Origin of the sequence: Rugamonas rubra, assembly GCF_900114705.1 — a bacterium.
GTDB lineage: Bacteria > Pseudomonadota > Gammaproteobacteria > Burkholderiales > Burkholderiaceae_D > Rugamonas > Rugamonas rubra.
In genome coordinates this window covers 286,887-305,001 of record NZ_FOTW01000008.1, presented here as the reverse complement: position 1 = coordinate 305,001, position 18,115 = coordinate 286,887, and the positions used below count along the sequence as shown (strand labels likewise).

Annotated in this window: 16 protein-coding genes; 8 read left to right on the top strand and 8 right to left on the bottom strand. The window is 67.0% G+C overall.

The window, feature by feature from the left end:
• Positions 1 to 45 precede the first annotated feature (45 nt).
• Genes cysD through cobA form a run of 3 tightly spaced genes read left to right on the top strand, consistent with a single transcriptional unit; the run spans position 46 to position 3,096 of the window.
• Positions 46 to 993, top strand: coding sequence for a sulfate adenylyltransferase subunit CysD (gene cysD, locus BM252_RS09215; RefSeq protein WP_425442279.1), 948 nt, complete (start codon positions 46 to 48; stop codon positions 991 to 993).
• A complete protein-coding gene (locus BM252_RS09210) occupies positions 993 to 2,315 on the top strand; it encodes a sulfate adenylyltransferase subunit 1 (protein ID WP_093386565.1) in 1,323 nt (440 codons plus the stop codon). Before cysD ends, BM252_RS09210 begins: the two co-directional genes overlap by 1 nt.
• Before the next feature lie 19 nt (positions 2,316 to 2,334).
• On the top strand, positions 2,335 to 3,096 hold the full coding sequence (gene cobA / locus BM252_RS09205; RefSeq protein ID WP_093386563.1) for a uroporphyrinogen-III C-methyltransferase: 762 nt from the start codon (positions 2,335 to 2,337) through the stop codon (positions 3,094 to 3,096).
• A gap of 284 nt (positions 3,097 to 3,380) precedes the next feature.
• Here cobA and BM252_RS09200 read toward each other — a convergent pair whose 3' ends face one another.
• From BM252_RS09200 to lptF, 3 genes are read right to left on the bottom strand one after another with little or no spacing between them, the layout of a single operon-like run.
• Positions 3,381 to 3,770 (bottom strand): sirohydrochlorin chelatase, encoded by a 390-nt coding sequence (locus tag BM252_RS09200; protein ID WP_093386672.1) that lies wholly within the window; start codon positions 3,768 to 3,770, stop codon positions 3,381 to 3,383.
• 14 nt (positions 3,771 to 3,784) lie between these two features.
• A complete protein-coding gene (gene lptG, locus BM252_RS09195; protein WP_093386560.1) occupies positions 3,785 to 4,954 on the bottom strand; it encodes an LPS export ABC transporter permease LptG in 1,170 nt (389 codons plus the stop codon).
• A complete protein-coding gene (lptF, locus tag BM252_RS09190; RefSeq protein ID WP_093386558.1) occupies positions 4,951 to 6,087 on the bottom strand; it encodes an LPS export ABC transporter permease LptF in 1,137 nt (378 codons plus the stop codon). Before lptF ends, lptG begins: the two co-directional genes overlap by 4 nt.
• Before the next feature lie 99 nt (positions 6,088 to 6,186).
• Here lptF and BM252_RS09185 point away from each other — a divergent pair, with 99 nt between their 5' ends.
• A complete protein-coding gene (locus tag BM252_RS09185; RefSeq protein ID WP_093386555.1) occupies positions 6,187 to 7,680 on the top strand; it encodes a leucyl aminopeptidase in 1,494 nt (497 codons plus the stop codon).
• Between the two features lie 95 nt (positions 7,681 to 7,775).
• Here the strand turns inward: BM252_RS09185 and BM252_RS09180 are convergent, their stop codons facing one another.
• From BM252_RS09180 to BM252_RS09165, 4 genes are all read right to left on the bottom strand, one after another.
• Complete coding sequence (locus tag BM252_RS09180; protein WP_093386553.1) at positions 7,776 to 8,210, bottom strand: hypothetical protein; 435 nt, start codon at positions 8,208 to 8,210, stop codon at positions 7,776 to 7,778.
• Positions 8,211 to 8,277: 67 nt separating this feature from the next.
• On the bottom strand, positions 8,278 to 8,766 hold the full coding sequence (locus tag BM252_RS09175) for a CreA family protein (protein ID WP_093386551.1): 489 nt from the start codon (positions 8,764 to 8,766) through the stop codon (positions 8,278 to 8,280).
• 10 nt (positions 8,767 to 8,776) lie between these two features.
• Positions 8,777 to 8,965, bottom strand: coding sequence for a DUF1653 domain-containing protein (locus tag BM252_RS09170; RefSeq protein ID WP_093386549.1), 189 nt, complete (start codon positions 8,963 to 8,965; stop codon positions 8,777 to 8,779).
• A gap of 11 nt (positions 8,966 to 8,976) precedes the next feature.
• Positions 8,977 to 9,399 carry a phiTE_015 family protein gene (locus BM252_RS09165; protein ID WP_093386546.1) on the bottom strand — a complete coding sequence of 141 codons (423 nt, stop codon included), beginning with the start codon at positions 9,397 to 9,399 and terminating at the stop codon, positions 8,977 to 8,979.
• A gap of 480 nt (positions 9,400 to 9,879) precedes the next feature.
• On the opposite strand from BM252_RS09165, the gene BM252_RS30900 reads away from it, so the two are divergent.
• From BM252_RS30900 to gbpA (BM252_RS09145), 4 genes are all read left to right on the top strand, one after another.
• Positions 9,880 to 10,281 carry a hypothetical protein gene (locus tag BM252_RS30900; RefSeq protein WP_093386544.1) on the top strand — a complete coding sequence of 134 codons (402 nt, stop codon included), beginning with the start codon at positions 9,880 to 9,882 and terminating at the stop codon, positions 10,279 to 10,281.
• Positions 10,282 to 10,401: 120 nt separating this feature from the next.
• A complete protein-coding gene (xth, locus tag BM252_RS09155) occupies positions 10,402 to 11,166 on the top strand; it encodes an exodeoxyribonuclease III (protein WP_093386541.1) in 765 nt (254 codons plus the stop codon).
• Positions 11,167 to 11,331: 165 nt separating this feature from the next.
• The gene (gene gbpA, locus BM252_RS09150) at positions 11,332 to 12,744 is read left to right on the top strand and encodes an N-acetylglucosamine-binding protein GbpA (RefSeq protein ID WP_217429890.1); all 1,413 of its coding nucleotides are present in this window, start codon (positions 11,332 to 11,334) and stop codon (positions 12,742 to 12,744) included.
• 180 nt (positions 12,745 to 12,924) lie between these two features.
• On the top strand, positions 12,925 to 14,334 hold the full coding sequence (gbpA, locus tag BM252_RS09145) for an N-acetylglucosamine-binding protein GbpA (RefSeq protein WP_093386536.1): 1,410 nt from the start codon (positions 12,925 to 12,927) through the stop codon (positions 14,332 to 14,334).
• A gap of 48 nt (positions 14,335 to 14,382) precedes the next feature.
• Here gbpA (BM252_RS09145) and BM252_RS09140 read toward each other — a convergent pair whose 3' ends face one another.
• Complete coding sequence (locus tag BM252_RS09140) at positions 14,383 to 18,033, bottom strand: sensor domain-containing protein (RefSeq protein WP_093386533.1); 3,651 nt, start codon at positions 18,031 to 18,033, stop codon at positions 14,383 to 14,385.
• Positions 18,034 to 18,115 lie beyond the last annotated feature (82 nt).

Genomic DNA, 18,115 nt, shown 5'->3' with positions numbered 1-18,115 from the left:
CCAGCCCGCTGACAACAACATCTACAAGACGATAGGCACAGTCCAATGAACGCTCCAGCTGCTCAACAACCGGCCACCTTCGGCCTCGGCGACATGAACGCGCGCCACCTCGACGCGCTCGAATCGGAAGCCATCCACATCCTGCGCGAGGTGGCGGCCGAATGCGCCAACCCGGCCCTGCTGTTCTCCGGCGGCAAGGACTCGGTGGTGCTGCTGCGCCTGGCCGAGAAGGCCTTCCGCCCGGGCAAGTTCCCCTTCCCCCTGGTGCACGTCGACACCGGCCACAACTTCGCCGAGGTGATCACCTTCCGCGACAAGCGCGTCGCCGAGCTGGGCGAGCGCCTGATCGTCGGCTCGGTGGAGGACTCGATCCGGCGCGGCACGGTGCGCCTGCGCAATCCGGCGACCGACTCGCGCAACGCCGCCCAGGCCGTCACGCTGCTCGAGACCATCGCCGAGCACAAGTTCGACGCCTGCATCGGCGGCGCCCGCCGCGACGAGGAGAAGGCCCGCGCCAAGGAGCGCATCTTCTCCTTCCGCGACGAGTTCGGCCAGTGGGACCCGAAATCCCAGCGCCCCGAGCTGTGGGACCTGTACAACACCCGCGTCCACCCGGGCGAGAACATGCGCGTCTTCCCGATCTCCAATTGGACCGAGCTCGACGTGTGGCTCTACATCGCCCGCGAAAAGCTGGAACTGCCGCCGATCTACTTCGCCCATGAGCGCCAGGTGATCCCGCGCAACGGCTTGCTGGTGCCGCTGACCGACCTGACCCCGCCGCGCGAGGGCGAAACGGTGGAGACCCAGACCGTGCGCTTCCGCACCGTCGGCGACATCTCCTGCACCTGCCCGGTGTCGTCGGACGCCGCCACCGTCGAGGCGATCATCGCCGAGACGGCCATCACCCAGATCACCGAACGCGGCGCCACCCGGATGGACGACCAGACCTCCGAAGCGTCGATGGAAAAACGTAAAAAGGCAGGATACTTCTGATGAACGCACTCAACCAAACCCAACACGCCAACCCGGACGCGGTCTCGGGCCTGCTGCGCTTCATCACCGCCGGCTCCGTCGACGACGGCAAGAGCACCTTGATCGGCCGCCTGCTGTTCGACAGCAAGGGCATCTTCGCCGACCAGCTCGACGCCATGTCGCGCTCCAAGCACAAGCGCACCGTCGGCGACGCCGTCGACCTGTCGCTGCTGACCGACGGCCTGGAGGCCGAGCGCGAACAGGGCATCACCATCGACGTGGCCTACCGCTACTTCGCCACGCCGAAACGCAAGTTCATCATCGCCGACACGCCGGGCCACGAGCAGTACACCCGCAACATGGTGACCGGCGCCTCGACCGCCGACGCGGTGATCATCCTGATCGACGTGTCCAAGGTCAAGCTGCGCGAGGACGGCGGCGTCGACCTGCTGATCCAGACCAAGCGCCACTCGACCATCGCCCACCTGCTGCAGATCGAGCACATCGTCGTCGCCGTCAACAAGATGGACCTGATCAACTACGACCAGGCGATCTACGACCGCATCGTCAAGGCCTACCGCGAGTTCGCCACCACCCTGGGCCTGAAGGACATCACGCCGATCCCGCTGTCGGCACTGAGCGGCGACAACGTCGTCAGCGCCAGCGAGAAGCTGAGCTGGTACCAGGGCCCGACCCTGATCGAGCTGCTCGAATCGCTGACCGTCTACGACGAGTCGCACAGCGCGCCGTTCCGCTTCCCGGTGCAGCTGGTGGCGCGCCACAACGGCCACGAGGCCAACGACTTCCGCGGCTACATGGGCCGCATCGAGGCCGGCAAGGTCAGCGTCGGCGACAAGCTGGTGGTGCAGCCGTCCGGCCAGAGCGCCACCGTCAAGGACATCGTCACCCTGGAGGGTTCGCACCAGTCGGCCGTGGTGGGCCAATCGGTCACGCTGCTGCTCAACGAGCACCTGGACATCTCGCGCGGCGACCTGCTGGCCGGCGCCGACCGCCCGGCCACACTGCTCAAGAGCCTCAACGCCGACGTCTGCTGGATGTCCGACGAGCCGCTCGACCAGCGCCGCAAGTACTGGATCAAGCACGGCACCAAGCAGACCGCCGCCAAGGTCACCGCCATCGAGTCGCTGTTGGACATCAACACCCAGCAGCGCCACAGCGCCGACGGCCTCAAGCTGAACGACATCGCGCGCGTCAGCCTGAGCGTGCAGCAGCCGCTGGCGGCCGACGCCTACGCCGACATCCGCGCCACCGGTGCCTTCATCCTGATCGACGAGGTGACCCACCAGACCGTCGCCGCCGGCATGATCCGCCTCGGCGCGTAAGCGGGCAAGGGAAAGCCACATGCCAGCCTTCGGAAAAGTCTATCTGATCGGCGCCGGTCCCGGCGCCCAGGACCTGATCACACTGCGCGGCGCGCGCCTGCTGGCGCAAGCCGACGTGGTGCTGCACGACGCCCTGGTGACGGCGGAGATGCTGGAGCTGTGTCCGCAAGCGGTCAAGATCGCCGTCGGCAAGCGCTGCGGCCAGTTGTCGACGGCGCAGGCCTTCATCAACAAGCAGCTGGTCGACCAGGCCGGCAAGTGCGCCCTGGTGGTACGCTTGAAGGGCGGCGACCCGATGCTGTTCGGCCGCGCCGACGAGGAGTTGCGCGCGCTGGAGGCGGCCGGCATCGAGGTCGAGGTGGTGCCCGGCATCACCACCGCGCTGGCGGCGGCGGCGGCCACGCAGCAGCCGCTGACCCAGCGCGGCGTGGCGCGCAGCGTCGCCTTCTTCACCTCCAGCACGGCGCCGGCCCACCCCGAGCAGACCGCCGTGCCGGACACCGACACGCTGGTGCAGTACATGGGCGGGCGCGAGGCCATCGTCACCGCCCGGCGCCTGCTGGAACAGGGCCGCCCGGCCGCCACGCCGGTGGTGGTGATCGAGAACTGCAGCCGCGCCGACCAGCGCGTGCTGCGCCTGACCCTGGGCACCCTGGCGCAGGGCTTGGGCGAGACCCACGGCCCGGTGCTGGTGATGCTGGGCGAGGCGATGCGCGCCCGGCCGCAGCAGGCCTTGGGCGGCACCAGCGAACGCGCGGAAGAACTGCAGCGTCAGGCCTGACGCCAACACCCCCTGCGCGCGCAGCTCCGGCGCCGGACGACAAAAAGCCCCGCCTGCTCGCGCACGCGGGGCTTTTCCTTGTCCAATTGGGAGGCGCAAGTCGGGGCCAGTCCCCGACGCCGCCAAGTAAAGAATGGCCACCTGCGCAACTTTAGGGTCAGACCCTAGGGTCTGACCCTGGTTAGTCGCTGTTGGGTAGCCTTAGCAACAGCCGGCGCCTCAACATGGCGCCCCCGCCAATGCAAGGGCTAGCACCACACGTCGGCGGCCAGGCGTCGGAAAACCTAGACCATCCCGCCAGAGGCAGTCACACAGTAGTCGGTGATCGCCTGCAGCACGGTCGGATCCTCGCCCACAGCGCCGGCCACCTCGATCGCCACGCCAGGATGGTCCAGACGCAACTGCTCGACCAGCAGCGGCAGGTCGCGCAGCACGTGACCGCCCTGCCCCAGGAACACCGGCACCACGGTGATCCGCGCGGCGCCGGCGGCGGCCAGCTCGGCCACCAGCGCGGGCAGCTGCGGCGTCATCAACTCCAGGAAGGCCAGCGCCACGCGCGTGCCGGGCATGCGCGCCTGCGTCATGTCGCGCAGGCGCTCGAAGGGAGCGGCCCAGGAGGCGGCGCGGGCGCCGTGGGCGAACAGGATCAGCGCGCGTTGCTCTACTTGGTTCATGGCGGTTTCCATCATTAGTGTCGTTCCACCCACCACAGCGCGGCCAGCGCCAGCAGCAGATACAAAGCGCTCGGCGCGATCGCGGTGAGCAGGGCCGGCCAGGTGCTGAGCAGGCCGAGGTGGGAGAACAGGGTGTTGACCAGCATGAAGCTGACCCCCAGCATGATGCCGACGAAAATTTTCAAGCTGACGCCGCCGCTGCGCGTGTGCAGGTAGGCGAAGGGCAGCGCCATGGCCATCAGCACGAAGATCGACAGCGGGTCGATCAACTTCTTCCAAAAGGCGATCTTGAAGCGCTCGGTCTCCTGCTTGTTCTCCTGCAGGTGGCGGGTGTAGACGGCCAGTTCGGTGGCCGACATGCGGTCCGGGTCGGAGCTCGACACCGACAGGATCTTCGGCGTGATCTCGGTCACCAGGTCCTTGCTGGCGCTCTTCGTGGTCGCCACCGCGCTGGTGGCCTGGGCGAAGTTGTTGGCGGCGTCGGCCTGGCTGTCCGGCCGTGGCAGCGCGCTGTTGGAGAACTGGTTCTCGGTCACCTCGAGCAGGCGCCAGGTGTTGTTGCCCTGGTAGGTCGCGCTCTTGGCCAGGATCAGCGAGCGCAGGCGGAAGTTGGTGTCGAACTCGTACAGCTTGACGTCGCGCAGTTGGCCGTCGGGGCGCACCTCGCGCACGTTGAAGAAGCGCGAGCCGGCCAGCGTGCCGGTCATGCCGTCGCTCTTGACGATGTCCTTGGTCCACAGGCCGGAACGGAACTCGGCCGAGACGGCGGCGCCGCGCGCGCTCAGCTTGATCTTGGCGGCCAGCGGCGTGGTGCGCGGGGAGATCAGCTCGCCGAAGATGAAGGTGATGATGACCAACACCACGCCGACCTTGAACAGCATCCACGCCGCCATGCCGGTCGACATGCTGGAGGCGCGCATGATGGTGAACTCGGAGGTGCTGGCGAACTGCGCCATCGTGTAGATGGTGCCGATCAGCGCCGCCACCGGCATCACCTCATAAACGTGGCTGGGCAGCATGATCAGCACGTACAGCAAGGCGTGCTGGATGGCGTAGCCGTTCTTGCCCACCGAGGGCAGCTCGCCGGTCAGGTCCATGAAGGCCTGCAGGGCGAGGAAGGCGAGCAGCACGAAGGCCACCGCCTGGGCGATGGAGACGGCGAAATAGCGTTGTAGGACTCTCATTTTGCGGCGCCTTCCTTGTTGCAGGCGCGGGGCCGCTTGATCGATGCCAGCAGGACCAGCGGGTGGTAGCGGTGGTTCACGTTGAGCCGCCAGAAGAACAGTCCCAGCACGACCAGGCCGACCAGCAGGTGCAGCGGCCACCACGACAGGGCGAAGCTGAAGCGGCCCTGCTTGACGCTGGCCTCGACCAGTTTGACCAGGTTGGAGTAGGTGACGAAGATCAGCAGCGCGATGATCAGGTTGGCCGAGCTGCCGGCGCGCGGATTGACGAAGCCCAGCGGAATGGCCAGCAGCACCAGCACCAGGCAGGTCAGCGGCGAGGCCAGGCGCCACAGCAGCTCGGCGCGGGTGTCGTTGGTGCGCAGCGCGAACAGGGCCGGCGTGGCCATGCCGGCGACGTCGACATCGGACTCGATGTTCTGCGTCTGGCTGGCCACGCGCATGCTGTAGCGCTCGAACTCCATGGTCTGGAAGTCGGCCTGGCCGGGCACGCCCTGGTAGCGCCGGCCGTTCTTCAGCACCAGGAAGCGCTGGCCCTTGGCGTCGGCGGTGATGACGCCCTCCTTGGCGACGATGACGGCGGTGCCGTGCTCGTCGACGGTGTTGACGAAGACGTTCTGCACTACCGCCGTCTTGCCGCTGACGCCCTCGACGAAGAAGATGCGGTTGCTCGACGCCGATTCCTTGAACTGGCCGGGCGCGACCTTTTGCAGGTCCTCGCGTTTTTCAAAGCGCTCGACGTACTCGCCGCTCTTGTGCTTGGCCCAGGGCGTGGCCACCAGGCTGAGGACGGCCGTCAGCAGCACCATCGGCAGGCCGAAGCTGAGCACCGGCGCGATCCAGCGCGTCAGGCTCAGGCCGGAGGCGAACCAGACCACCATCTCGGAGTCGCGGTAGCTGCGCGTGACCACCATCAGCACCGAAATAAAACTGGTGAGGATGACGATGGTTGGCAGATAATTCAGGGCCGCGAAAACGATCAGCGCCACCACGTCGCTCGACGCGACCTTGCCGCCGGCGGCCTTGCCGAGGATGGTGATCAGGGTCCAGGTGACGGAAATGCTGAACAGGACCGTAAAAGTAGCCCCGGCGACGCTGACCAGCTCGCGACGTAGGGCGCGTTGAAAAATCATTCGAAGTTTACAATTCGGCGGTTAAGTTAGTAAGATGCGTAACGCGCCTGGCCATACACCGCAAGGCCAGGCAAAAAAGTACACGACACGGAGAACCAAATGGACTTTAGCATAAAAGCATTCGACACAAAAAACACCCTCGCTACGGCCAAAACCGGCGTCGTCGCCGTCGCGGTTTTCGAAAACAAAAAGCTGTCTGCCGCCGCCAAGGCGCTTGACGGCGCTGGTGAAATCTCGGCTGCGCTGAAGTCCGGCGACATTTCCGGCAAGGCCGGCACCACCCTGCTGCTGCGCGCCGTCGAAGGCGCCGCCGCCGAACGCGTGCTGCTGGTCGGCCTGGGTAGCGACGAGACGGTCGGCGAGAAGAACTTCGCCGCCGGCGTGGCTGCCGCCCTCAAGGTGTTCGCCACCCTGGGCGCGAGCGACGCCATTATCGCACTACCGCTGGCCGAAGTGAAAGAGCGCGACGTTAACTGGGCGATCCGTTGCGTGGTGCAGGCCGGCCACGAGGCCGTCTACCGCACCGACGGCCAGAAGAGCAAGAAGGACCCGGCCGCCAGCGGCGTCAAGAAGCTGGCCCTGGCCCTGCCCAACACCGCCGCCAGCAAGCTGGCGCTGGCGCAGGCCGTGGCGATCGCCAAGGGCATGGACCTGACCAAGGACCTGGGCAACCTGTCGGCCAACATCTGCACCCCGACCTACCTGGCCAACACCGCCAAGCAGCTGGGCAAGGACTACAAGTTCGAGGTCGAGATCCTCGACCGCAAGCAGCTCGAAGCGCTGAAGATGAACAGCTTCCTGTCGGTCACCAACGGCAGCGAGCAGCCGCCCAAGTTCATCATCATCAAGCACATGGGCGGCAAGCCGAAGGACGCGCCGGTGGTCCTGGTCGGCAAGGGCATCACCTTCGACAGCGGCGGCATCTCGCTCAAGGCCGGCCCCGGCATGGACGAGATGAAGTACGACATGGGCGGCGCCGCCTCGGTGCTGGGCACCTTCCGCGCCATCGGCGAGATGAACCTGAAGCTCAACGTGATCGGCGTCATCGCCAGCTGCGAGAACATGCCGTCGGGCCGCGCCACCAAGCCGGGCGACATCGTCACCTCGATGAACGGCCTGACCATCGAGATCCTCAACACCGACGCCGAAGGCCGCCTGGTGCTGTGCGACGCGCTGACCTACGCCGAGCGCTTCAACCCGGCCGCCGTGGTCGACATCGCCACCCTGACCGGCGCCTGCATCGTCGCCCTGGGCCACCACAACAGCGGCCTGTTCACGCGCCACGACGCGGCGCACGACAAGCTGGCCGCCGAGCTGCTGGAAGCCGGCCAGGAGGCCGGCGACACCGCCTGGCGCCTGCCGATCGGCGAGTTGTACAACGAGCAGCTGAAGTCCAACTTCGCCGACCTGGGCAACATCGGCTCGCCCGGCGGCGCCTCCTGCACGGCGGCGGCCTTCCTGGAGAACTTCACCCGCAAGTACACTTGGGCCCACCTGGACATCGCCGGCACCGCCTGGAAGTCGGGCGGCGCCAAGGGTTCGACCGGCCGTCCGGTGCCGCTGCTGGCCAACTTCCTGATCAAGCGCGCCTAAGCGGCGTGCGGCAAAGGGGCGCGGCGCCAAGGCGGCGCGCCCATGAAAAATGGCGGCCATTTGGCCGCCATTTTTCATCTCCGCCGCCGCGCCGCTCAGTACACCGTCACGCCCGGCGCCGGCGGCGCGCGGCCGTCGGCCTCCTCGCCCTTGTGCAGGATCACCGTCAGCGTGGCCGGATAGTCGAAGCCGGCGCCGGTGTTGCGGTCGACCAGATAGCCGGCGCCCGCCGTCAGCACCACGTTGCCCCACACGCTGCTGTTGACCTTGGAGTCGACCTTCTCGTAGGCCCAGGCGGCGCCGTCCTGCTTGCAGTCGACCCGCAGCGGCGCGGCGCTGCGGCGGATGGTCACCCGCGCCGGGCTGGTGACGAACCATTTGCCGACGTCGTTGTACAGCACGCAGCCGACCCCGCCGACCTCGCGGTTGTCGAGGATGGTCTGCACGGTCACCTGCTGCTGGGTCGATTCGGTCAGGGTGGCGCAGCCGGCCGTCAGGGCCAGGGCTGCGATTGCGGCGAGTCGGTACATGGTCTGGCCTCTTGCGGGCGGGGGATGGGGAAGCGCAGGGGAAGCGCCGCGCACGACGGTGCGGCGCCTACTTGCGCTTAGTGGGGATGGGCTGCTCGGCCGGCACCGGCACGGCGGTCACGCTGTTCTTCGGACTGCCGTCGATCAGGCGGTCGGAATACACCAGGTAGACCAGCGCGTTGCGCTTGACGTCGACCATGCGCACCACCCGCACATGTTTGAAGAAGATCGAGGCGCGTTCGGAGAACACCTCCTCCTGCAGCGGCAGCACGCCGTTGAAGCGCAGCGCCCCCACTTGGCGGCAGGCCACCGACGATTCGGCCTTGTCCTCGGCCAGGCCGATGGCGCCCTTGAAGCCGCCGGTCTTGGCGCGCGACAGGTAGCAACTGACGCCGGCCACGCGCGGATCGTCGAACACCTCGACCACCACCTTGTGGTCGGGACCGAGCAGTTGGAAGGCGGTGTCGACCGAACCGATGTTTTCGGCGCGACCGTGGCTGGCCAGGCCCAGCAGGGCCAAGCCAAAAATGGCGCGGCACAGCCGCGTGGCGTTCATCGGGCGGCCGTCAATTGATCGGGGCGAAGCGCTGAACCATCACGCCGTCGACCTCGATCAATTGAAAGAACACATCCCGGGGCCGGGTCCAGATGGACCCGTCGGCGGCGCGATAGACGATCATCGGACTGAGGTCCGATTCCAGGGTCGCCTCGCACACCAGCTCGTAGACGCCCCCTTTATAGTGCCGAAATCGCATGCCGCCTGTCCTCAGCTGGTTTGACGGGCACTCGGACGCACTGGCTGGGCCACCACGTCGTCGATATTGCCCTGGGCTTTAGCCTTCTTCAAACTTTGGATGACCTTCAGGATGTCCTCCATGCCGGTCTCGCCGTCCAGGGTGGCGAACGCGTCAAGTACCTCGTTGAGGACTTGATTGCGCACGGCAGCCTGATCGGAGTCGATCACCGGCGCCCGTTGCAGTCCCGAGCGTGGGCTCGCGACGGCCTTGGTGGCGGCCTCCTTGGATGCGGCGGTCTTGCGCCCGCCTGGCGTTTTGCCATGCTCGAGCGCAGCCTGCCAGATCACCCAGCGGCGTTGAGTTTCGAACACCAGATATTCCTCTGGCTTGTCTTCGCGCCGGCGTACGATGTGTCCATCGCGCTGCGCCCATGCTTCAAATGCAGATCGCATTTTCTTCCTTTACAAATGCTTTGCGCAGAACTTACTGTTAAAACCACAAGTATTTCCGAATAGTACCATTTATTGAATTGATACAACACTGTTAATGCATCTTTTTTGTCAATTAAATGGTTGCCCTACGGCAATATAGATTCTAATCCTGTTTGATACAAGTATATTTCGCTTTTCAAGTGCGTTTAATTGATTCTAGTACCATTTTGATAACATGGAAGCACTATTGGCAATTATTTTTGCAAATGTTAGATTTTGCAACATTCTATGGCCTGGAAGGCAATTTGTGACAGCCCTATTTCATGTTTTTTCACAAAATTCTCGAGAATTATAAACAATTGAGCAAAATCAAAACGTCCGCTTGAAAAACCTTGTTGTTCCTCGGCCCTAGCAGCGAATCGCCCAGCGCCCGGCCCCTCTTTTCCCTCCGCCACAGGGTGGCGCGGCGGCCGCGTCAAGGGCGTCGCGGCCGGCGCAAAGATGCTCGTGTCCAACAATGCCACAGAGATCGATTCGCCGACGCGCGTTAGCGCAATTGTGCGGCACTTGTTCCGGAACAAGGAAAGCTCGGCGCCGGCGCCGCGGGGGAGCGGAATGACGGCCGGCGCAGGCGTGGCGGCAGCGCCCGCCAGATACTGTCGTGCGACAACAACAGAGGGGGCGGCCGACGGCAAAACTGCTCAGCGCGGTGATCGCCATCTGGATGAAGAAGAACAGGCCGCCGACATCGCGCTGCAGCCGCTGGGCGCCTTCTGCCGCCAGGCCGTGCTGCCGTCGGCGGTGCTGCTCGGCTACACCGCGCTGACCCTGGCGCAGCTGCGCTACGCCGGGCAAAAGCTGGCGCGGCTGCTGGCCCGGGCCCGGGCCGAGTCGGCGCGCTGAGGCGGCGCCCGTCGCGTCGCCGCCGGCTGCTGTAAAATCCGCACAGCGCCGACCCGCCCAGCGCGTCGGCGGCGGCCGCGCCCGCCCCCATCCATCCCCTATTCAGTCTGTAGAAACCCCATGAAAATTGCCACCTGGAACGTTAACTCCCTCAATGTGCGCCTGCCCCACGTGCTCAAGTGGCTGGAGGAAAACCCGGTCGACGTGTTGTGCGTGCAGGAAACCAAAATGACCGACGACAAGTTCCCCGCCGCCGCCATCGAGGCGGCCGGCTACCATGTCGTCTTCAGCGGCCAGAAGACCTACAACGGCGTGGCCATCCTGTCCAAGCTGCCGATCGGCGACGTGGTCAAGAACAATCCGCACTACGAGGACGCGCAGCAGCGCATCCTCGCCGCCACCATCGACGGCGTGCGCGTGGTCTGCGCCTACGTGCCCAACGGCCAGGCGGTCGGCACCGACAAGTACGAGTACAAGCTGGCCTGGCTGGCCGCCTTCCACCAATGGCTCAGCGAGGAGGCCGCGCTGCATCCGCAACTGGCCGTGCTGGGCGACTACAACATCGCGCCGGAAGACCGCGACGTGCACGACCCGGCCGCCTGGGCCGACCAGGTGCTGGTGTCCGTGCCGGAGCGCGCCGCCCTCACCCGCCTGCTCGAGCTCGGCCTGCAGGACTCCTTCCGCCTGTTCGAACAGGCGGAGAAATCGTTCAGCTGGTGGGACTACCGCGCGCTCGGCTTCCGCCTCAACAAGGGCCTGCGCATCGACCACATCCTGCTGTCGAAGGCGCTGGTGGCGCGCTGCAGCGCCTGCGTCATCGACCGCGCGCCGCGCAAGTGGGAGCAGCCGTCCGACCACGCCCCGGTGATCGCCACGCTGGACTGAGCGGCCGCTAAAAACGGTCATCATTGACAGCTGGCGGCGCCGGATGCGATGTCGTATCCTGCACAGCGGCGCGGACGGATCGGGCGCCGCACAGGCATCCCGAAGGACCGCCTAGGCCGCCGCGCGGATGCATCCATCCAACGCTAGTTGAAGAGGAAGACCGACGTGAACAACTTCACCACGATCGCCGCCGGCTGCGCCCTGCTGGCCAGCGCCAGCGCATCCGCCCACGGTTACATCAGCCTGCCCGAGTCGCGCAACCTGCTGTGCCAGCAGGGCGGCAACAGCAATTGCGGCGCCATCCAATGGGAACCGCAAAGCCTGGAGGGGCCGTCCGGCTTCCCGGCCGGCGGCCCGGCCGACGGCGTGCTGGCCGGCGCCGGCCTGGCCCAGTTCGGCGAACTCAATGAGCAGACCAGCAGCCGCTGGAGCAAGCGCGAACTGAAGGCCGGCGCCAACGTCTTCAACTGGCGGTTCACCGCCAACCACGCCACCCGCAACTGGCGCTACTACCTCACCCGCGCCGACTGGAACCCGAACCAGAAGCTGGGCCGCGCCTCCTTCGAGCCGACGCCGTTCTGCGTCGTCGACGGCGCCATGCAGCAGCCGCCCAAGCAGGTCAGCCACAACTGCACGGTGCCGCCGCGCAGCGGCTACCACCTCATCCTCGGCGTGTGGGAGATCGGCGACACCACCAACAGCTTCTACAACCTGGTCGACGTGCTGTTCAAGGACGGCGGTACGCCGCCGCCGCAATGGAGCCAGGCCGGCACCATCTACCCCTCGCTCGACCTGAACGTCGGCGACAGCGTGGCCAGCCGCGTGTTCGACGCCGCCGGCGAGCATCCCGAGCTGCAAACCAAGGTGCTCATCGCCAGCGCCGCCGACGGCCAGCGCAACAACTGGTCCTACCTGTTGGCCAGCCGCATCAACGCCGAGCAGCCCCTGCTGCGCGCCGGCCAGCCCGACCAGGCCGGCGCCATCAACCCGGTCTACGGCCAGAACACCATCTACGCCAAGGCCGGCAGCAATCTGACGCGGGTCGAGGTGCAGGTCAACAAGGAGACGCCGCCGCCGGCCGCCGACTTCAGCGTCAGCGAGCTGAAGACCGCCTACGTCATCAGGAACGGCCAGCTGAGCATCGACTTCAACGTCAGCGCCAGCGGCGAGATGGAGCTGGGCGCCTACCTGTACGACGGTGCCGGCGTGGCCAAGGGCTACGCCACCGCCACGCTGAACAACAACAGCGCGCCGCTGGCGGTGGCGCTGAACCAGCCCAAGGCGGGCGCGCACCAAATGGTGCTCAAGGCCGTGCTCAAGGGCAGCGGCGCGCTGCTGCAAAAGACCTTCAACATCAGCCTGAGCGAGGACGCCGGACCGGCCGCCTACGACTACGTGTTCCCCGCCGGCCTGGCCGGCTACAAGGCCGGCAGCCGCGTGCTGCAGCCGAAGAACGGCAAGGTGTATGCCTGCAAACCCTTCCCCTACAGCGGCTACTGCATCCAGTGGAGCGTCAACTCCACCTACTACGAACCCGGCGTGGGCAGCAACTGGCAGGACGCCTGGAACGCGCAATAGGTACGTCGCCAGCCTGACCCCGCAATGCGGCTGAAAGGGGTCGGACCCCGTACGGGGTCCGACCCCGGCGTCCGGGTTGCGGGGTCAACGCTCAATCAATCGGAACAGCCCTCTCTCGTGGCGCGGAATACAATGCCGCCCGGACACTCCATCCACCACAAGTTTTAGAGGAAAAACGACGTGCATCATCTCACCAAAATCGCCGCCTGCTGCGCCCTGCTGGCCAGCGCCGGCGCATCCGCCCACGGCTTCATCGACCTGCCCGAATCGCGCAACCTGCTGTGCAAACAAGGCGGCAACGGCAACTGCGGCGCCATCCAATGGGAACCGCAAAGCGTCGAGGGCCCGTCCGGCTTCCCGGCGCGCGGCCCGGCCGACGAGGTGCTGGCCAGTGCCGGCCTGGCGCAGTTCGGCGAACTCAACGAGCAAACCAGCAGCCGTTGGAGCAAGCGCCAGATGCAGGCCGGCGCCAACGTCTTCCGCTGGCAGTTCACCGCCAACCACGCCACCCGCAACTGGCGCTACTACATCACCCGCGCCGACTGGAACCCGAACCAGAAGCTGGGCCGCGCCGCCTTCGAGACGACGCCGTTCTGCGTCGTCGACGGCGGCATGCGCCAGCCGCCCAAGCAGGTCAGCCACAACTGCACGGTGCCGCCGCGCAGCGGCTACCAGGTGATCCTCGGCGTGTGGGAGATCGGCGACACCCCCAACAGCTTCTACAACATGGTCGACGTGATGTTCAAGGACGGCGCCACGCCGGCGCCGCAGTGGAGCCAGGCCGGCGCCATCTACCCCTCGCTCGACCTGAACATCGGCGACAGCGTGGCCAACCGCGTGTTCGACGCCGCCGGCGAGCGCCCCGAACTGCAGACCAAGGTGCTCATCGCCAGCGCCGCCGACGGCCAGCGCAACAACTGGTCCTACCTGCTGGCCAGCCGCATCAACGTCGAACAGCCGCTGCTGCGCGCCGGCCAGATCGGCCAGGACGGCGCCATCCATCCGGTCTACGGCCAGAACACCGTCTACGCCAAGGCCGGCAGCAATCTGACGCGGGTCGAGGTGCAGGTCAACAAGGAGACGGCGCCGTCGATCGCCGACTTCAGCGTCGCCGACCTGCAAGGCGTCTACGTCATCAAGCAAGGCCAGTTGAGCATCACCTTCAGCGTGACGGCCAACGGCGAGATGGAGCTGGCCGCCTACCTGTACGACGGCGCCGGCGTGGCCAAGGGTTACGCCTCGGCCGCGCTGAACAACCACAGCGCGCCGCTGGCGCTGGCGCTGAACCAGCCCAAGGCCGGCCCGCACCAGCTGGTGCTGAAGGCGACGCTGCCGGGCGGCGCGGTGCTGCAGAAGAGCTTCGCCGTCAAGCTGAGCGAGGAGGCGGCGGCCGGCGCCTACGACTACACCTTCCCGAACAGCCTGCTCAGCTACAAGGCCGGCAGCCGCGTGCTGCAGCCGAAGGACGGCAAGGTCTACGTCTGCAAGCCCTTCCCCTACAACGGCTACTGCGTGCAGTGGAGCCAGTACGCTACCCACTTCGAACCCGGCGTGGGCAGCAATTGGCGCGACGCCTGGACCGCGCAGTAGGCGTTGACGGCTAAGTGATGGAACGGGCGCGCGCGGCCGGCGCGCCCGTCAGCGCCGTGGCAGCAGCAGCTGCGCCGTATTGTGCGGCACCGGCTGCGAGAACAGATAGCCCTGGGCGTACTGGCAGCCCTTGCGCTGCAGGATGGCGTACTGGCCCTCGGTCTCGACGCCCTCCGCCACCACCGACAGCTGCAGGCTGTGCGACAGCGCGATGATCGCCGCCACGATGGCGCGGTCCTCGGCGCTCTGCTCCAACTCCTTGACGAAGGCGCGGTCGATCTTGATCTTCTTGACCGGGAAGCGCTTCAGGTAGGCCAGGCTGGAATAGCCGGTGCCGAAATCGTCGATCGACAGGCGGATGCCCATGCTGTTGATCTGTCCCAGAATATCCAAGGTCTGCTCGCCGTGCTGCATCAGCGCCGTCTCGGTGATCTCGAATTCGAGCAGCGCCGGGTCGATGCCGGTCTCGTCGAGGATGCGGCGGATCGACTCGATCAGGCCGCGATGCATGAACTGGCGCGGCGACAGGTTGACCGCCAGCGGCACCGGCGCCAGCCCCTGCCTCATCCACGCCATGCTTTGTTCGCAGGCGGCGCGGATCACCCATTCGCCGATCGGCACGATCTGGCCGTTCTCCTCGATGATCGGGATGAAGCTGTCGGGCATGACCAGCGCGCCGTCGGCGCGGCGCCAACGCAGCAGCACCTCCATCGCGTGCAGGCGGCGCGTGCCGATGTCCATGATCGGCTGGAAGTGCAGCTCGAACTCCCGCTTGGCCAGCGCGCCGCGCAGGCTGCTCTCCAACTCGAAATGCTGGGCCGCCGCCTGGTTCATGGTCTGGTGGAAGAACTGGTAGTTGTTGCGCCCGCTCGCCTTGGCGTGGTACATGGCGGCGTCGGCGTGGCGCATCAGCGTCTCGACGTCGGCGCCGTCGTCCGGATAGACGCAGATGCCGATCGACGGCGTGATGTGCAGCGCGCGCCCCTCCAGCGGGAAGGCGGCGGCCAGCGCGTCGATGATCTTCTCGGCCACCTGGCTCGACTCCTCGACGCCGCGGATGCCCGGCACCAGCACGACGAACTCGTCGCCGCCCAGCCGCGCCACGGTGTCGCTGGCGCGCACCGCGCGGCACAGCCGGCTGGCGACCTCCTTGAGCAGCTGGTCGCCGGTCATGTGGCCGAGCGAGTCGTTGATGGTCTTGAAGCGGTCCAGGTCGATGAACATCACCGCCAGCCGGCGCTCCGAGCGCTGCGCCGCCAGCATGGCGCGGTCGAGCCGGTCCGACAGCAGGGCGCGGTTGGGCAGGCCGGTCAGGCTGTCGTGGTAGGCCATGTGGTGGACCCGCGCCTCGGCCTGGCGCCGTTCGACGATCTCGCCCTGCAGCAGGGCGTTGGCGCCGGCCAGCTCGGCGGTGCGCTCGAGCACGCGCACCTCCAGCTCGTCGCGCGCCCGGCTGACCGCCTCGGCCGCCTCGCGCCGCGCCGTCACGTCGTCGACCAGCCAGACCGAGCGGCCGTGCGGCTGGCTCAGGTCGAACGGCCGGCCCGACAGGCGCGCCCAGAAGAAGCTGCCGTCCTTGCGCACCAGTTGGTGCTCGGACATGTTGACGCGGCCGGCGCGGAAGTCGCCGGCCGTCTCGCTGCGGGCGCGCTGCCAGGACTCGCGGTCGGCGTAGAAGGCCTGCACGCTGAGCATGTTCATCTCGCCCGGGGCGTAGCCGAACAGCTCCTCCATCTTGGTGTTGCAGCGCAGGTTGTAGCCGCCCTCGACCACCGAGATGCCCAGCACCGCGCTGTCGAGGATGGCCTGGTTCTCCAGCAGGGCGTTGCGCAGCGACTCCTCGGCCGCCTTCTGCTCGGTGCGGTCCTCGATGATCCAGATGGTGCCCTGGGTCGGGTCGGCCGGGTTGACCACGTAGCCGATCAGCTGCGCCCACAGGCGGCTGCCGTCCTGGCGCTGCATCTCGATCTCGGTCTGGAACGGGCGCCCCACCGACAGGTGCGGATAGGCCGCCGCGCCGAGCAGGTCGTAGGACTCCTGCGAGATGTACAGCGAGCGGCCGGGCAGGCCCAGGCCCTCGTCGCCTTGGTAGCGGAACATCTCGGCGAAGCCGCGGTTGTAGCGCGTGATGACGCGGTTCTTGGTGAACAGGATGCTGACCGAGGCGTTGGTCATGATCGCCTCGACCTCCATCTGCGTTTGCCGCGTCTGGCTGACGTCCTCCAGGATCCAGATGGTGCCGCCGTCGCTGTGGGCGTCGTCGACCGCCTTGGCGCGCACGCGGCACCAGATCAGCGTGCCGTCCTTGCGGCGGAACTGGTACTCGTTCTTTTCGAACGGCAGGCCGTTGCCCAGCAGCGGCGCGGCCTCGCGGCCGAACTCCTCGTACATCCCGGCCGAGGGAAAGACGTCGGCGGCGGGCCGGCCGATCAGCTCCTCGCGCTCGTAGCCGAACATCTCGGCCAGCCGTGGATTGCAGCTCAACATCAGCTGCTCCTTGCTGAACAGGATGCCGACCGAGGCGTTGTCGAGGATCGCCTTCTGCTCCAGCAGCAGCTGCTTGGTGGCCTCCTCGGCGCGCTTTTGCGCACTGCGGTCGTCGAAGATCCAGATGGTGTCCTGCTGGCCGCGGCCCGGGTTGATCATGTAGCCGAAGGCGTGCGCCCAGAAGGTCGAGCCGTCCCGCCGGCGCATCTCCATCTCGGCCTGGTAGGGCTGGCCGCGCGCCAGCAGCGGCGCGGCGCGGCGCACCACGGCGCGGAACGCCTCGGCCGACGGGTACAGCTTGGCGGTGAGCTGGCCGACGCCCTCCTCGCCGGCGAAGCCGAAGAACTCGCCGAAGCGGCGGTTGTAGCGCAGGATGCGGTCGTCGCGCTGGAAGCCGATGGCCAGCGGCGCGCTGTCCATCACCGCCTGCATCTCCAGCAGCGCGCGGCGCAGCCGCTCCTCGTCGCGGCGGTGCTCGTTGATGTCCTCGACGATCCACACCGTGCCCTCGGCGGTGTTGGACGGGTCGATGGCGCGGCCGTACAGGCGGCCCCAGAACAGGCTGCCGTCCTTGCGCAGCAGCTGCGCCTCCTTGACGAAGGACTGCCCCTGCGACAGCGGCGGCGTGGCCTCGCGGCCCAGCGCGGCGAACTCCTCCTCGGACGGATAGACCACCATGGTCGGGCCGCCCTCGAGCTCGTGGCGGGCGTAGCCGAACATCTCGGCGAAGCGCAGATTGCATTCCTGGATGCGGCCGGCCTTGCTGAACAGGATGCCGACGGCGGCGTTGTCGAGGATGGCCTGCTGCTCGAGCAGCGTCTTGCGCAGCGCGCGCTGGTCGCGCTGCACGCCGCTGATGTCGCTGAAGACGATGGTGGCGCCGTCCAACTCGCCGCCCGGCAGCGGCTTGGCCCACACCTGCACGGCGACGTACTGGCCGTTGGCGCAGCCCAGGCAGCTGCTCCAGCGCTGTTCGGCCGGACTGTCGCCGTGGGCGCCGAGCACGGCGTCGAGCTGGGCCTCGCTGTCGGCGCGCACGTGGCGGGAGAACAGCTCGGCCAGCGCCTGGCCGCAGGCGTCGAAGCCGATCAAGGCCTGCAACTCCGAATTGGCGGCGACGACCAGGCCGCCGGCGTCGCAGGCGCAGGCGGGCAGTCCGATCAGCTGCAGGGCGTCGGCTACAAAATCAGGGTTCGTCGAGACTCGATTCATCTACACCAGGGCGCCAAATGGGAAAACGTTGCCCTCGCATCGCGGCATCGTATGGTGGGAGGATCATAAACCACATTGCCGC

What these genes read in the sequence shown, in the direction of transcription:
- BM252_RS09200 (WP_093386672.1), bottom strand. Translation starts at nt 3,770, where the DNA reads ATGAACCAAGTAGAGCAACGCGCGCTGATCCTGTTCGCCCACGGCGCC.
- BM252_RS09210 (WP_093386565.1), top strand. Translation starts at nt 993, where the DNA reads ATGAACGCACTCAACCAAACCCAACACGCCAACCCGGACGCGGTCTCG.
- lptG (WP_093386560.1), bottom strand. Translation starts at nt 4,954, where the DNA reads ATGAGAGTCCTACAACGCTATTTCGCCGTCTCCATCGCCCAGGCGGTG.
- xth (WP_093386541.1), top strand. Translation starts at nt 10,402, where the DNA reads ATGAAAATTGCCACCTGGAACGTTAACTCCCTCAATGTGCGCCTGCCC.
- BM252_RS09185 (WP_093386555.1), top strand. Translation starts at nt 6,187, where the DNA reads ATGGACTTTAGCATAAAAGCATTCGACACAAAAAACACCCTCGCTACG.
- BM252_RS09170 (WP_093386549.1), bottom strand. Translation starts at nt 8,965, where the DNA reads ATGCGATTTCGGCACTATAAAGGGGGCGTCTACGAGCTGGTGTGCGAG.
- lptF (WP_093386558.1), bottom strand. Translation starts at nt 6,087, where the DNA reads ATGATTTTTCAACGCGCCCTACGTCGCGAGCTGGTCAGCGTCGCCGGG.
- BM252_RS30900 (WP_093386544.1), top strand. Translation starts at nt 9,880, where the DNA reads ATGCTCGTGTCCAACAATGCCACAGAGATCGATTCGCCGACGCGCGTT.
- cysD (WP_425442279.1), top strand. Translation starts at nt 46, where the DNA reads ATGAACGCTCCAGCTGCTCAACAACCGGCCACCTTCGGCCTCGGCGAC.
- BM252_RS09140 (WP_093386533.1), bottom strand. Translation starts at nt 18,033, where the DNA reads ATGAATCGAGTCTCGACGAACCCTGATTTTGTAGCCGACGCCCTGCAG.
- BM252_RS09165 (WP_093386546.1), bottom strand. Translation starts at nt 9,399, where the DNA reads ATGCGATCTGCATTTGAAGCATGGGCGCAGCGCGATGGACACATCGTA.
- BM252_RS09175 (WP_093386551.1), bottom strand. Translation starts at nt 8,766, where the DNA reads ATGAACGCCACGCGGCTGTGCCGCGCCATTTTTGGCTTGGCCCTGCTG.
- cobA (WP_093386563.1), top strand. Translation starts at nt 2,335, where the DNA reads ATGCCAGCCTTCGGAAAAGTCTATCTGATCGGCGCCGGTCCCGGCGCC.
- BM252_RS09180 (WP_093386553.1), bottom strand. Translation starts at nt 8,210, where the DNA reads ATGTACCGACTCGCCGCAATCGCAGCCCTGGCCCTGACGGCCGGCTGC.